This is a genomic window from Flavobacterium hercynium (genome assembly GCF_002217285.1).
Taxonomy (GTDB): Bacteria; Bacteroidota; Bacteroidia; order Flavobacteriales; family Flavobacteriaceae; genus Flavobacterium; species Flavobacterium hercynium.
On sequence record NZ_MUGW01000025.1, the window covers coordinates 170,326 to 186,225 of the forward strand.

Sequence of the window (15,900 nt, forward strand, 5' to 3'; positions counted from 1 at the left end):
GTGGTATTCAAAAAGCAGATCTAATTTGGATTAGATTTGTTTGGTGCAAACGTACTAAAAAATAAAATAGCGTAAGAAAAATATTTCTCACTTCACAAAAATGTAATTTTATGTTATAAATTTAGACAATTGTCTATTTTCTGCTAAAAAGAAACTATTTAATTCCTTTTTTCAGTTTTTCTAAAGATGGATTATCAAGAAGTTTAATCTGACTGATTACTATTTTAGCGATTTCAGTTGCACCCAATAACGAAAGATGTGTATCATCTGCTTTGTCTTTATCGTAATACGGATTTTCACCTGCTTTAAAATGCAAATGCAATTGCTTTGATTTTTCAGGTCCGTACGATTGTTCTAATCTTTCTGTCCAATATTCTAAATCGATAAAAGGTACTTTGTATTCTTGTGCCGCTAATCTGGTTTCTAAGGGATAATCGCCATGTGTACTGATTAGAACACCTTTTTCATTAAAGCTTCTTCTCGCGATAGAAGTTAATAATACTGGTATTGCTCCCTTTTCACGGCTTTCTTTTACAAAACGAATTAAATTGTATCGGTACGCAGTGTGCGGATTGGTGTAGCGCAAAGAATCTTCTATTTTTTCATCATTATGCCCAAATTCTATAAAAACGTAGTCGCCTTTTTTTAATTTTTTATAAACAGAATCCCATCGCATTTCGGCAATAAAACTCTTGGTACTTCTGCCGTTCACGGCTTTATTTTCAATTACTATATTTTCTTTGAAAAAAGACTGAAAAACTTGCGCCCATCCATGTTCAGGATTGCGATCCGGATCTTTTTTATTGGCCATTGTAGAATCTCCAATACAATAAACAGTTGTCTTTTGTGCCATACAATTCATGGCTACTAAACAGAAAATTAAGATGTAATATTTCATTATAAAAATGGCTTAGTAAGATTTCTAAACGATTATTTTGCAGCAGAGGGAACAGTAGCTCTTTGACCTATAAAAACTTCATTCATTATAACATTTTCGGCATTCTCACTTGAAATTGCGTTTTTTACCGATTTGATTTCAATATTATTCAAAGAGATGTTTCGAATTTTCTTATCAGGGAAACCCTGAATCACAATGCCTGATTCTCTTGCTTTTGTACACACAATATTCGAAAAATGAACATTGGAAATATCCGACTGAAAACCTTTGCCTTCACCATGATAATTGGCTGTCATGTACAAGCAATCTTCAACTTCATCTAAGGTTATATTATTCACAAAAACATTTCTGATAAAACCGCCACGGTCTGCATTGGTTTTAATGTAAATACCTCTTTTTAAATAACCAACGGTTTTACAGTTTTCAACAAACACATTCTGAATTCCGGCCGACATTTCGCTGCCTAAAACGACACCGTGAAGCCCTTTGAAATGACAGTTTCTTATTACGATGTTTTCACTTGGTGTTGCAGCATTGGCACGTCCTTCATGATCTCGTCCGGCTTTTATAGCCACATTATCGTCTCCGTTATCAAAGGTCACATTTTCGATTAAAACATTCTTAGCGTACTCAGGATCAATACCATCGTTATTATGATTTAATGATTTGTAACTTATTCCGCGCACGGTAATGCTTTCTGATTTAAGCAAATGCAGACACCAAAACGGAGAATTCTCAATTCGGATTCCTTCTACCAAAATATTTTTACAATTGAAAAACTGAATCATTTGCGGTCTTAAAAAATAACCTTCGCCAAATTTTCGTTCTTCTAAGGATGCATTGTTATGGTTCATATCCCGACTTAAGTTTTTGCCGGCACCTTCTTTTGCTTTAAAGCTTTTCCAAATGTTTGCGCCTTCTCCGTCAATAGTTCCTTCTCCGGTTATGGCAATATCAGAACATCCGTACGCATAAATTAGCGGACTGTAATTGTAGAGCATTGTACCTTCCCAACTCGTTAGAACCAGCGGTAAATAATCTTTTGGATTATCACTAAACTTAATCTTAGCTCCTTTTTCGATTTTAAGATTTACGTTGCTTACAAAATGAATCGGACCATTAATTTTATAAATTCCTTTGGGTACAATAATGGTTCCGCCTTTATTTTTTTTACAAAGTGCCATTGCTTTATCAAAAACAGCTTTGTTGTTGCTTACAGAATCTCCTTTTGCACCAAGTTTAGCAATATTGATTTGATACGACGGAAAAACAGGAAGTTGGATTGCCGCAACAATTGAATCTACTTTTGCTGTTGGAAAATTTTTGTTTTGGGCAAAAGACAAAAAGGAAATCAATACCAGAAAGAGATATTTATACTTCATAACTTTAATTTTGTTTTTTAATTCTCTTTCTACATTATTTCGAATACCAGTTTGGTATATCATCTTTTAGAATATTTTCAATCGTATACACCGATGCTTGCTTCTTCGTCAGCTGATGCGACCACGAAACTCTTTTATTGGGCTGAAATCCTTCGCCTTTGCAATTGTACTCCGCATAAAAGGCTGTTTTTTCAGCTTCCGGTTTCGACCAGTTTTCCCAACCTTCCGGTTTAATGTGCTTTGCCATATCGCAATCTATAAAAACGGTTTTGGCATAAATGCGCCAAGGTCTTCCGAGATATACTTCTTTGGTTTCTGCATTCGAAATGATTTTGCAATTCTTAAAAACAAATCCAAAAGCTGTTCCTTCGGGTGTTGAAGCTGCCGTAATATAAGAATCCTTGATACTGTTGATACTGCAATTCTCAAACAAAGCCGTCGCACTTCCGAATATAAAATCGGTTGTACCTTCGATAAAACAATCTTTAAAATACTGTTTTACTTCTTTACCCGATACATACAAGGTATCCTGATTTCCTAAAATGTTACAATTATAAACCTTAGCACGATTCGCAACAATTGATAATGCAATTGCCTGACCATTATGTCCCGAAGTATTTCTGATGGTTAGATTTGATGCTGAAAAATCATCTCCTTCTACCAAAACGGTGTAAGTGTAAAAAGTGCTGTTTCGTCCCAGATTTATTTTCGAAAAATTATCGTCAAAACTAATGATCGTATTTTCTCTGCTTTCACCTAGCAAAGCAACTTTTGTATTCCATTCCGGAATTTTGACTTTCTCTGTATAGATTCCGTTTTTTACAAATACAGTAATTTTTTCATAGGGAAAAGCGGGACATGCATTTATAGCATCTTGAATTTTAGTAAAATCGCCGGAACCATCCTGTGCTACTGTAAAATAGTTATCTTTTTTTTTAACCGATTTATCAGCTTCTGATACTTTTACGCCATTTTTAACTGCCCACGCAGCGTACTTTTTCAATACTTCTTTGGGTTCATCGGTATACCAAGCGTAACCATTTTTGCGCTCGTCTCCTATTTCGTCTAATGATTTCTTTTTAATACCGTCACGATCACTAAAGAATGGTTCGTTGGTTTCTAAATCCATGAATCTTGCCCAAATTGGCGCCGCATTTTGAGTAACAATCATTTTTTTATCAATGATTTTCCCTGCATCGTTCAAGGTGCGCTTTTCTTCCAGATTTGTAATTTTTGTTTTATCAAACCAAGCATAAGCGGCTTTAACGGCTGTTACAATTTCCGGAGTTGATTTCGTAGACATTAACAATAACGTAATTTTTGCCGATTCTTTTCCGCTTAATGAAGGTAACTCATACGCTCTTGCTTTTGCAGGTAGTAATGTTACTTCATCATGTTGTGCGCACCATGCCGTTAAAACTTCGTTTTGTTTGTATTGTGTTTTTAAGATACAATCGATTCCTTTATCAAACGCTTTTTTTGCTTTTTCTATAATTGCTGCCGATGGTTTTATACTGTAAAAATCGGGTTCTTCAACAATTCTTTTCATAATGAGCAGGATGTTTACCATCGAATCATCATTGTAGGTAATATGCGTATAATATCCCTTTTTTAACGGATAAAACTGAGGCCATCCTCCATTATCATATTGTGCATCAAATAAATATTGCAATCCTTTTAAAAAAGATTCTTTGTAACGTTCGTCTTTTACCTGAGCATACATTTTCGACATAAACAACATTTCCTGAGAAGTTGCGCTATTATCTGTTGTCGTTTCTACAGCAGTTTTTTTGAGTACTGTTAAATCTTTGATCTGCTGAGGCGTTAGTTCCTGCTGCATCTGAATGTTTTTTGGCCAGCCACCAATATCGCGTTGATACAACAATACATTCTCGGCAATTTTTTTGGCTTCCGCCGAAGCAAACCAGGCTGCATCACTTTTGCGGACAATGTCTGACCAGTTTTTATAGGTATTCTGCGCATTTGCAACAAAGCTTCCCAGTACTAAAAAAAGTATCGTTATTTTTTTTGATGGAATCATTTCTCAATTATTTTGTAATTCTAAACCAATCGACCGCTACATTTCCGGAGTCATTTGTAACTTTCTGACTTAACGCAAAAAGACCCACTTTTGCTCCAATCCATTTTCCTTCTTTTGCTGTAAAATCTGTACCAAGCGGTAAATATTTTTTATCATCTAAGCTATAAAAAAAACTACAAACGCCGCCTTTTTTTACGTGTACCCGAAGATAGATGGTATTGTTGGAAATCAAAATAGGATCACTTTCTTTTTCCCAGATTTTCTTATCAAAAGATCCTGTTTTCTGACTCAGGTATAATTTGCCATTTTCATTTTTAAAACACGCATAACTATAGTCTAATCCCATGATTAAAAGTCCTGTTGATTCTCCGTTTAGTCTTGCGTTAAAAGTAAGTTTAGTTGTTGTAGTAAAGGTTTCTGCCGGGAATTTTTGTAACAACAAATTGGGTGCATCCGCTATTTTATTATAAGTAATGGTAGGTAAACAAAATAAATTAAGATATCCTAAACTTGTCGGAAATCCCCAATGTACCTGCGCATTTGCCTGCCATTGCCATTGTAAACCCAATTTTGGTGCATTAAACTCATCTGATTCTGCCGGACTTTCGATTGGATATTGTTTACCAACATTCGGTTTTTTAAATGTTGTAACCGGTTCTCCAATTCCGTTTTTATCAAAATCCTGTCCCATTACAGGCCAATCTTTTTCCCATTTCATAGGTTGCAAATGTACAATTCTGCCGTAAGCACCTTTGTCCTGAAAATGTATAAACCAGTCTTCACCGGTTTGTGTCTGAACCCAAGCGCCCTGATGCGGACCATTGATTGTGGTTTTTCCTTGTTCCAGAACTTTCTTTTTCTCATAAGGCCCAAAGACATTTTTTGACCTTAAAATGGTTTGCCAGCCTGTTGCGACACCTCCGGCCGGAGCAAAAATATAGTAATACCCATTTCGTTTGTAAAACTTAGGGCCTTCAATCGTTCCTTCGCTTTCGTGTCCGTCGATTATCATTACTTCATCGTTGTTCGCAATTGTTCCTTCAGTATTCATAGTAGAAACCACTAACAAACTTTTAATTCCTGCACGACTTCCTGCAAAAGCATGGGTTAAATAGACTTTTCCATCATCATCCCATAACGGACTTGGATCTATTAATCCTAGCCCTGCTTTAACTAGAAGAGGTTCTGACCAAGGTCCTGTAGCCTTCGGAGCTTTAATCATGTAAATTCCGAAATCAGGATCGGGATAATAAATATAAAATTCATTATTATGAAACGTTATACTTGGCGCCCAAACACCATTGCCGTGTTGTACTTTATTGTAGGTTTCAAATGGCGGTTGTTTGATTAAGGCATGACCGATAATTTTCCAATTTACTAAATCTTTTGAATGCAAAATCGGTAATCCCGGAATACAGTTAAAAGAAGAAGCTGTCATATAAAAATCGTCTCCCACGCGCACCACATCAGGATCTGAATAATCAGCGTGAATGATAGGATTTGTGTACGTTCCGTCTCCGTTATCAGCAATCCATGCCTGAGCAAAACTGTGCTGCATAGCGAATACTGATAGTAAAAGAAAAATGATTTTTATACGTTTCATCTTTTGGCAATTATTAAATCCTGTTGGCTTGTATTTTTAAAAATTAACGGTTCAGCTCTAAAGCGGCTAAGATAAATGGCCCTGTCGCTTTAGGATCGTTGTCCTTCTTTCTTTCCTTTACATAATATTCATACGATCCGTCTCTGTATGGATTTCCACCCAAACCAGCTACGGCACACGCTTCTGTTAAAGTAATACCACCATCTGCTTCAACTTTAATTAATTTTTTAGTTAAACCGTCGAAAGCTTTGTTGGCTAATTTTTTATAATTTGCTGGTAAGTATCCTTTGTTAGCGCCTTTTGCGTAAGCATAAGCAAACATTGCAGATCCAGACGCTTCCAGATAGTTTCCTTCTTTTCCGCCTTTATCTGTAACCTGATACCATAAACCTGATTTGTCCTGATATTTTGCTAAACTGGCAGAAGCATTATTTAAATAACCAACCAATTCTTTTTGTTTTGGATGATCTTTTGGGAAGTAATCTAAAACATCTACCAAAGCCATTACATACCAGCCCAATGCTCTTGACCAAAAGTTTGGTGATGTTCCGGTTTCTTTATTTGCCCAAGGCATTGCTTTACTTTCATCCCACCCATGATATAACAAACCTGTTTTAGGATCTGTCGCATGTTTTTGAATCAATTCGAATTGTTTTGCGATATCATCCAGTTCTTTTCCTTTTTCAAAAACAGTGGTGTATTCTGCATAAAACGGTTCTCCCATATACAAACCATCCAGCCACATTTGATTAGGATAGATTTTTTTATGCCAAAATCCTCCGCTCGCTGTTCTTGGCTGTTCAGTTAATTGTTTGCGCAACAATTGCATGGCTTTTAAATACTTTTCTTCTTTGGTTTTATTGTAGATATTAAAAAGCAAACGACCTGCTACAACCATATCAATATTGTATTTCTCGATCTCGTAGCTTTTAATAGTTCCATCTTCCTGAACCAATGCATCAACGTATCCTTTTATGTAAGCAGGATATCTGGCATCGGGATTTTTTTTATATAATTCTTCAATAGAATGCAACACCAAACCGTGAACATAATCCCATTTTGGCGTTTTAGAATCATCGATCATGTAGGCTTCGGGATGACGTTTCATTAAAGTCAAAGCCATTTTATCCGACCATTTCAAATTTTTAGCAATCACGATATCCTTATTTGACGGTTCTTGCGAAGTAACTTTACAGCTTGTAAAAGCTACTAAACAAATAAGGGCAACCGCTTTAAAATAATTATGTTTTTTATTATTTTTCATTTCGAATATTTTTAAGTTTTATAATTTGCCACATTCGGCGATTGCTAAAATTAAAGTTTCCCTTTTTTGTTCAGAACTTCTAATTTTTGATCCAGATATTGAACAAATTCTTCTTGTGTTTTTATTCCATCTTTTTGTTGTTCCCAAGCGCCTAAAAGGTAAAAAGAAGTTGCTTTAGTTGTTGGTTTAAAAACTAAAAGATAATCTAGAGAAGTATCTTCTACACTTTCAATTGTTTTAACTTCATAAAAAAGAGCCATTCCTAGTTTATCCGGTACTAAGGATTGTTGTCCATAAGTTGCCAAGTAAGCCCATTTTTTGTTTTTGCTTTCTTTTTTAAGAAGTTCGGTGTTTTTTTGTTTTACGATTCCGGTACAAATTCCTTTAATTTCTTTGGATGCCTTAATTGTATGTTGTGTGTACAGCTGATCTGGTTTTATAGTCAGTTCCGAAGTGAAATCAATTTTATCTGAAGCTGTTTTCCATCCGTAATAGCGCACTTTTACAACAGATTCGTTTGTTTTGTTTTCGACTTTTGCGATAGTAGAATCTACTTCACGAAAGTGCAATTTTTCATTGTTTAGATAACGATCGATAGAACCAATTCCAATTCCTTTTCCGGCTTTTAGAATGTCCGCTCCCCAATCGCTCATGTTATGATACGAATCAAAGTTATCCTGACCTACTTGTGGCAGAATAATCGCTTCTGTTTTTTTTCCGAAAATGTCAATTGCATTTCTCCAATCCAGATACAAGCGGTAGCCTACTTTGTTGCTTTCCCAGCCCGGACCTTCGTAACGAATATCAAATGAATGATCTGTATGTTCCGGAGCTAATTTTAATTCATCGACGTTTTTAAAAACAGTTCCGCCAATGTATTTTCGTCCTTCCCATTTACCATCAGTTTTTGCAGATATTTCGGCATAGGTTTTAGCTGTTTTAATATCATATTTTTGAGCATTTACTGCTGAAAATCCTAATAAAAATAAGGTCGCAATTGTGATTTTTGTTTTCATTTTTATTCTATTTTAATGTTTTGTCTAAAAATTGTGTCGTGTACCGTACTGTTTCATCCAACCAAGGCTGAAAAAACCAAAACGAATGAGGCGAATCGGGTATCGTTTGTACCTCACTGTAAATTTTATACTGATTCAATATCGCTCTCATATCATCTCTTCCGGCATGAAACCGATCGAAACTACTGTTTATAAAAAGTATTGGCGGTGTATTTTTATCGGTATGTGTCAAGGCTGATGCCTTTTTCCAATTCTCCTGATTTTCATCGTAGGTTCCACCTAACCAAAAGCTTGCCATTTCTCCTTCTGACGATTCGGAATGCTTGAATGCTAAAACACCATCTATATTTACGATTGCATTGACTTTTGAAGAGGACTTACTTTTATACGCCTGATCTTCAAAAGCTGAATTTTCGTTTGTTGTACCAATCAAAGCTGCCATTTGACCTCCTGAGGAGCATCCTAAAATCGCAATTTTGTCTGGATCTACATGAAATTTCTTTGCATTGTCTTTTATAAATTTAATCGCATTTTTAACATCATGAATGCCTTCGGGATATTTTGCTTCTAATGATAGTCTGTATTCTATAGCAAAGCAAGCGTATCCTTTTGCTGCTATTTCCTGCCCTAAAACCTGCATTTGATTTTTATTACCGGAGCGCCATCCGCCACCGTGAATCATAATTACAGCTGGATTTTGTTTTTTGTCTTTATTAAAAAAAGCATTAAAATACAAAACTCTTTCTCCTAGTTGCTGATATTTAATATCATTCAGCTGCGTAACATTTTTATGATTTTGAGATTTTGCAATGGTAATGAAGGGATATTTCTTTATTAGCTTTTGATACGTCTTTTCTATAGTATAAGAACTGTCAATTTTATAGCCATTTTGTCCAAAAACAAAAGTAGAAAAGAGTAGAAAAGTCCAAAATGCTTTTTTCATTACAAGCTCTTTTTATAGTTAAGAAAGGAGTCTGAGTAATTCAAACTCCTTTTTAACTAATTAAAACAACAATTTAAACCATTAATTACTAATTCAAATTTCCAACTAATTAATATGCAGGATTCTGTGGGAAATTATTATTTCTATTTAAATCTAATGCTGATTGTGGTATTGGTCTTAATATTTTAAGATTTCCGTTTGCTCCAACAAAAGCATTAGCACTTGTAACTTTAGGATTGTGTAAAACGGTTCTTTCTACTAAAGTTCCTGTACGTTTTAAATCGAACCAACGGTGGTATTCTCCTAACAATTCTCTTCCTCTTTCGTCTAAGATTGTATTGATATCAATGCTTGTTAGTACCGGAATTGCTCCTACTACACCGCCACCAGCTCTTCTTCTTACTTCATTTAAACGTGCTAAAGCTAATGGAGAATTACCCGCATTAAAGTATGCTTCTGCCGCAATCAAATATGTTTCACCAAGACGTGCGATAATAAAATCACGTGTACTGCTTCTGTTTGTTGCCGGAGTTATTGGTGTAGTGTTGTAATTTGCACTAGATGCGCCACTGTAAGGTGCTTTTGGATCATCGAACTTACGAACAGGAATTAAATTATAATCGGCTCCTGAAGGTGCTGCTGAAGAATACGATCCCCAAGGGTGGTAACCCGGAGGCAATGTTGCCGGTGCTTTAATTGCTCCTAAGTTAGTATGTGATGCCAAATATGCATCTCTCTCTACCTGCGTAAACCATTTTGGTTCGTAAAAGTGCGCTACTTTAGACGCTGATTTATCTGCCGATGTATAGAAATCATAATATCTTGTAAAGATTTCGTGCATAAAAGTACTTTCCCAACGCTTGTCTCCTTTTTCGAATAATGATAATGCGTAAACGGTTGGACAAAGTGTATAACTTCTGTTTGGATAAGGAGTTCCTGCCGCGGCTGCTCCTAAATAAGGACCAAACCAATAGTTTTGTGAATTTCCTAAAGCCGTGTTTCCTGTTGCGTTCGAAAGCTCTGAGAACTGAACTGAAAAGATTGTTTCAGCATTCATCTCATTACCTGGTTTTACTACATCTTCAAAAGTTACATTTAGAGCCTGACCATTAATTACCTGATCTGCCAAAGTTGCTGCTGTTGTAAAATCGTCTGCTGCAGCAAAAGTTTCGTATCCTCTTGTTAAGTGAACTTTTGCCATTAAATTTAGCACTGCTCTTTTGTTTACACGTCCAGTATAACCTGCTGAACTTACTACCGGAAGTGCTTCATTCAAATCTTTTAAAATTTGAACGTATACTTCTTCAGCCGTATTTCTGTCGAATGACGTAACTGCACTATTAAAATTATCAAGTACAATTGGCACACCACCATAAGTCTGAACTAAAAGAAAATAAGCATTCGCTCTTAAAAATTTCAATTCTCCAACTCTTGTTTCCAGCGTGCTTGAACTTTCTGTAAGTGTAGAAAAATACACTCCTTTATTAGCTTGCTGAATTGCAGTATAACAAGTTCTGTACAACAAGTCAACACCTAATGATGATGATGACAAAGTTAAATATTTCGCCAATCCTTCCGGTTCCTGGTTTCTTCCTTCAGAATACATGTCAGTACCTGCTTCGAACAACCACGGATCTCCACCGTAAATATCTTTTAATGTAGAATAATTGGTGTTTACTAATGATTCAAACCCGGGAGCAGTAAGATAATATTGCTCTGCTGAACCAAACGCTTTGTTCTCTTCTTCGATAAAATCTGAACAGGAATTAAGCGTAGTTGCCAATATCCCTATATATAATATGAACTTTTTCATTTTTCTTTAATTTAAAATTTTAAACTTACACCCATCTGAACAGTCATTGTAGACACACGGTTTACAGCTAAAGAGGCTGTTGCCCACTCAGGATCATATCCTTCGTAATCTGTAAACACAAACGGATTTAAAACATTCACATAAAAACGCATGCTCTTAAGTTTTAATTTAGTCAATAGATCATCGTTAAGATTGTATCCAAGAGCGATGTTTTGAACTTTTACAAAAGAAGCATCTTTGTAAAAAGCAACGTTATTCGTATCATAATAAACTCCCGCTCCACGTGGCATTGGGTTGGTATTAGAATACTGAGGAGCAAGACCTGCACCATTTGCAGGAATGTACCAATCTCCTAAATCAAATTTTTGACGACCTCTGTCTGTAACATCAGCGAAATTGTCGTGAAAACCACTAAATACAGTCATTCCCTGATTGGTGATTACTGAAACTGATAAATCAAATTGTTTTACACGTAATGAAGTAGAAAGACTTCCTGTCCATTTAGGATCGTAGTTTCCTAAAATTGCTCTATCATTATTCGCATCAATTCTTCCATCATTATTTAAATCTTTCACTTTTGCTTCTCCTGGTTTTTGTCCGTAAGAAAGTGCTTGTGCAGCTTCGCTTTCCTGCCATACACCATCAAAAACAAAATTGTAGTACGAGTGAATATTTTCTCCAATAAATAAATTATTACCCACGTCGTCTACTTTATCTTGCCCGTAGATAGAAACTAATTCGTTTACGTTTTTAGTAAACGTAAAACTTGTTTCCCAGCTTACATCTTTAGTCTGCACATTTTTAGTTGTCAAAGCAATCTCAATACCTTTGTTACTAACAGAACCAACGTTTGATGTAATGGTTGGAACTCCCATTTCTAATGGTAAAGCTTGTTGGAATAATAAATCTTTTGATAATCTGTCGTAAACGTCAACACTACCTGAGATTCTGTTTTTTGCAAATCCAAAATCCAAACCAAAGTTAACCTCTCTTGTTTTCTCCCAAGTCAAATTTGGATTTCCTAAACTTGAAGTTGTATATCCGTTTGCTGTTGTAGCGCCATATTCATAATACGTTGGAACTCTCAAAAGACTCAAACTTGAATACGGACTTACGTTGTCGTTTCCGGTTGTTCCGACACTGGCACGTAATTTTAAATTAGAAACTACATTCTGATTTTGTAAAAATGATTCTTCGTGGATATTCCATCCTAAAGCTACAGAAGGGAAAGCAGTCCATTTGTTATCATCTGATAAAACAGAAGAACCATCGTAACGTAATGAAGCAGTTAACAAATAACGTCCTTTGTAAGCATAATTAAAACGACCTGCGTACGATTCTAATGTATTTCTTGAATATGGAATAAAAATTCCTGAAGGAATCAAATTGATATTTCCTGTAGGTGTTAAGGTATAAGTTGCCTGAGCTCCTGAACCTAAATTATAAAAGCTCGTTTCGAACGGATTTTCTCTTGAAGACTGAAAATACGTTTCTGTCGTATTAGAATAAAAACTCTGAAGTCCTAAGAAACTAAATACGTGTGCATCTTTTAAGGTAAAGTTGATATTGAATTGGTTATCCCAAGTGAAATTAAAGTTTTGAACGTTGGTTACGTCTCCAGATGGTAAACTTTTATTTTTAAGACCAAAATCAGTTTGAGCTCCAGAAGATCTTCCTTCTCTTGCATCCATTTTTCCTCCTGAAAAAGTAGATTTAAAGGACAACCAGCTGTTTGCTTTGTATTCTGCAAAAACGTTTCCAATAGTTGTCCATCTGTTGATCTCATCGCTTGAATTTGCAATTTCCAAAAGTGGATTGTATGATCCTGTTTTATTAATCGCAAGGTTACCATTTGGATATCTTAATGTTCCCGGCTGTTGTGCGTAAGTTCCAACGATTTCATTACCGGCAGCATCAATTGCCCAAGGAGATGTATATGGATTTTGTCTGAAAGCTTCCTGCATTGCTGTTGCACTACCCAGTTGCTCATCTGTTTTAGAAACGGTAAGATTTACACCAAACGAAATTTTATCATTTACTTTATGATTTAAACCTGCTTTAAACGTGTACTTATCAATTCCTTCTTTATCGATAACTCCTGTTTCTGTCTGTGCTCCTAAACCTATGTTGTAAGACAATCCGTTATCTGCACGACCTGAAACATTCAAATAATTGTTTTTAGTATATCCGCCTTTCAAAACGTTATCCTGCCAATTATACGATTTATTGTCAGCAACTCTTTGAAATAAAACATTGTTACTTCCTCCCTGACCTACAGCTGTACTCAACTCATTAGCATCAATATCCATATAAGTTGGATTTGTTGCAGAAACTGTTGTTGCTAAAAAAGCTGATTGATGGTAGTACCACCATTTGTCCGGACTCATTAGTTTTGGTAATCGAACAGCTTGTTTGTTACCATAAGAACTGTCAAAAGTAACGGTTACTCCCGATTTAGCGCTTGATCCGCTTTTTGTCGTTACAATGATAACCCCGCTACCTCCTCTTGACCCGTAGATCGCTGCAGAAGAAGCATCTTTCAATACGTCCATTCTGGCAATGTCCTGTGGATTCAAAAAGTCGATATTATCTGTTGGAACACCATCAACAACGAAAAGAGGTTTAGATCCGTCTTTATTAATAGAGTTTGCTCCCCTGATCGTTACATTAAAACCATCTCCAATACGACCTGAGTTCGATGTTACCTGAACTCCGGCAATACTTCCCTGAATGGCTTCCATTGGGTTGGTTACATTACGTTCTGTAATTTTTGCAGCAGATAAAGTATTGATCGCTCCAGTAAGATCTGTTTTCTTTGCCGTACCGTACCCTACTACAACTACTTCACTAAGCGAATTGGATTGTTCTGCAAGACTTACGTTAACTTTTGCTTTTCCTGCTACGCTAACTTCTTGTGTCTGAAAACCTAAATAGCTAATAATTAATATCGCTTTATTATTGGTAACGTTAATTTTAAAACCTCCCTCGAAATCTGTCGAAGTTCCGTTTTTAGTTCCTTTCTCCTGAATATTAACTCCCGGAAGTGATAATCCGGCAGCATCCGTAATTTTTCCTTCGATCACAGTAGACTGTGCATTCATTGTACTGCAGAACACTGCATTCAGGAAAAATAAAAATACAAGATTGTATTTTCTTTTCTTTAATAATTGTGTTATGTTCATTGTTTAGCTTTGGTTTGGTTAATGATAGTTTTTTTTTGAATTGTGAATTGTGAATTGTAAAATGTAAATTGTGAATACTTTATCTAAAAATCTAATAATCCAACAATCTAAATTCTAAAATTCAATCTTCTTCCCATTGATATAGGTATTTATAAAGTTTATGTTTTTAACGTTTTTAAGTGAGTGAACGGAGTCTACTTTTTCTATGATAACATCTTTAAGTGTTATGTTTTCTATTGGGGATTGTTCGTAGCCATCGGCTAAAATCCCAAATTTTCCTCCGTTTTTTACTTTTATATTTTCAAGGCTTATATTTTTTATTGTGGGAATAAAATCACCGTTTTGTGAACCGTAAACATTGTAAAACATCGTAGCTCTTAAAACGCATTCTTTTACAGTTCCTACTTCAATATTTCGAACATAGATATCTTCTGTAGTACCGCCTCGTTTTGAATTTGTTTTAATTCGGATTGCTCTTTCAAGATTTGGACTGTCCATGATGCAATTTTCTACAAAAACATTATTTACACCTGCAGAAATTTCGCTTCCCATAACAACACCGCCATGTCCGTCTATCATTTTACAATTTTGCACAATAATATTTTTACTTGGAATACCAACACGTCTTCCATCAGCATCTCTTCCTGATTTAATGGCAATGCAATCATCACCAGTATTAAACGTGCAGTTCTTAATCAATACGTTCTGAGAATATTCCGGATCACAACCATCATTGTTAGGTCCGTGGCTTGTAATCGTTACACCATCAACAATAACATTATTTGATTTTAATGGATGTAAAATCCAAAATGGCGCATTAATGATTGTGACATCTTTAATAAGTACCGTATTACATTCAAAAAATTCAATAAAATTAGGACGCAAATAATGTCCGTCTCCAAAAACTCTTTTCTCAACCGGAACATTTTCTTCCGCCATTGCAACTAAAGTTTCTCTATTTTTAGGATCGTTTTGAGAAGGAACTCCTTTTTTCCATCCATAATATTTACTTCCTGCCCAAGACCACCAATTGTCATTATTTGCCTGACCGTTTAGTGTTCCTTTTCCGGTAACAGCAACATTGGTTTTGTTACGGGCAAAAATAAGAGGTGAATAGTTTATTAATTCTGTTCCTTCAAATGATGTATGTACTAAAGGATAATTTTTTGGATCTGTACTAAAAAGTATTTCGGCTTTATCTTCTAAATGTAAATTCACATTATTTTCTAAGTGAATTGATCCCGTAAGGTATTTACCATTTGGAACCAACACTTTCCCACCGCCATTTTCAGTACAAGCTTTAATTGCTTTTCTAAAAGCTTCTGTATTTAATGTTTTACCATCGGCTACAGCACCATAATTTTTTATACTATATATTTTATCTGAAAATTGAGTTTGCGGAATACCTTTTATGATTAACTCCATTCTTTTCCACGGATCTGTTTCGGTAATAACAGTTGCTTGTTGAGCACAACAAGAAAATACCATTAATAAGGTGCTAAAAAAAGTAATTGATTTAAACAGTATATTCTTATTTGTAATCATTTATGCTCTTTCTTTAATTTATTATAAAAAACAATAACATTATGTAATCGATTACACGAAAGTATAAAAATAGTTTCATCACAGCAAATTTATTTAGATTTTTTTTATATATTTAATTTTTATTTGAAATTATAATTACACTTAATGTAAAAAAACACATAATTTATTACCATAATAGAACTGAAAACGTTTTAGTTTTAAAAGAAGGTAATC

10 protein-coding genes are annotated in these 15,900 nt (G+C 35.2%); all 10 read right to left on the reverse strand.

Features of this window, described 5'->3' with window-relative positions; translation table 11 throughout:
* Positions 1 to 154: 154 nt before the first annotated feature.
* The 10 genes from B0A66_RS12945 to B0A66_RS12990 all read right to left on the reverse strand — a co-directional run bounded on the left by B0A66_RS12945 (position 155) and on the right by B0A66_RS12990 (position 15,687).
* A complete protein-coding gene (locus B0A66_RS12945) occupies positions 155 to 898 on the reverse strand; it encodes a rhamnogalacturonan acetylesterase (protein WP_089050263.1) in 744 nt (247 codons plus the stop codon).
* A 32-nt stretch (positions 899 to 930) separates the two neighbouring features.
* The gene (locus B0A66_RS12950) at positions 931 to 2,343 is read right to left on the reverse strand and encodes a glycoside hydrolase family 28 protein (RefSeq protein WP_244283470.1); all 1,413 of its coding nucleotides are present in this window, start codon (positions 2,341 to 2,343) and stop codon (positions 931 to 933) included.
* The gene (pelA, locus tag B0A66_RS12955; RefSeq protein WP_089050264.1) at positions 2,315 to 4,321 is read right to left on the reverse strand and encodes a pectate lyase; all 2,007 of its coding nucleotides are present in this window, start codon (positions 4,319 to 4,321) and stop codon (positions 2,315 to 2,317) included. The genes B0A66_RS12950 and pelA overlap by 29 nt, the downstream gene beginning before the upstream one ends.
* Positions 4,322 to 4,328: 7 nt before the next feature.
* A complete protein-coding gene (locus B0A66_RS12960; RefSeq protein WP_089050265.1) occupies positions 4,329 to 5,924 on the reverse strand; it encodes a glycoside hydrolase family 43 protein in 1,596 nt (531 codons plus the stop codon).
* Positions 5,925 to 5,967: 43 nt separating this feature from the next.
* The gene (locus B0A66_RS12965; RefSeq protein ID WP_089050266.1) at positions 5,968 to 7,188 is read right to left on the reverse strand and encodes a glycoside hydrolase family 88/105 protein; all 1,221 of its coding nucleotides are present in this window, start codon (positions 7,186 to 7,188) and stop codon (positions 5,968 to 5,970) included.
* Between the two features lie 50 nt (positions 7,189 to 7,238).
* Positions 7,239 to 8,204 (reverse strand): DUF4861 family protein, encoded by a 966-nt coding sequence (locus tag B0A66_RS12970; protein ID WP_089050267.1) that lies wholly within the window; start codon positions 8,202 to 8,204, stop codon positions 7,239 to 7,241.
* A 7-nt stretch (positions 8,205 to 8,211) separates the two neighbouring features.
* The gene (locus B0A66_RS12975) at positions 8,212 to 9,147 is read right to left on the reverse strand and encodes an alpha/beta hydrolase (protein ID WP_089050268.1); all 936 of its coding nucleotides are present in this window, start codon (positions 9,145 to 9,147) and stop codon (positions 8,212 to 8,214) included.
* Positions 9,148 to 9,256: 109 nt separating this feature from the next.
* On the reverse strand, positions 9,257 to 10,960 hold the full coding sequence (locus tag B0A66_RS12980; RefSeq protein ID WP_089050269.1) for a RagB/SusD family nutrient uptake outer membrane protein: 1,704 nt from the start codon (positions 10,958 to 10,960) through the stop codon (positions 9,257 to 9,259).
* A gap of 11 nt (positions 10,961 to 10,971) precedes the next feature.
* Positions 10,972 to 14,142 carry a SusC/RagA family TonB-linked outer membrane protein gene (locus B0A66_RS12985; RefSeq protein WP_089050270.1) on the reverse strand — a complete coding sequence of 1,057 codons (3,171 nt, stop codon included), beginning with the start codon at positions 14,140 to 14,142 and terminating at the stop codon, positions 10,972 to 10,974.
* Between the two features lie 114 nt (positions 14,143 to 14,256).
* Complete coding sequence (locus B0A66_RS12990; protein ID WP_089050271.1) at positions 14,257 to 15,687, reverse strand: glycoside hydrolase family 28 protein; 1,431 nt, start codon at positions 15,685 to 15,687, stop codon at positions 14,257 to 14,259.
* Positions 15,688 to 15,900 lie beyond the last annotated feature (213 nt).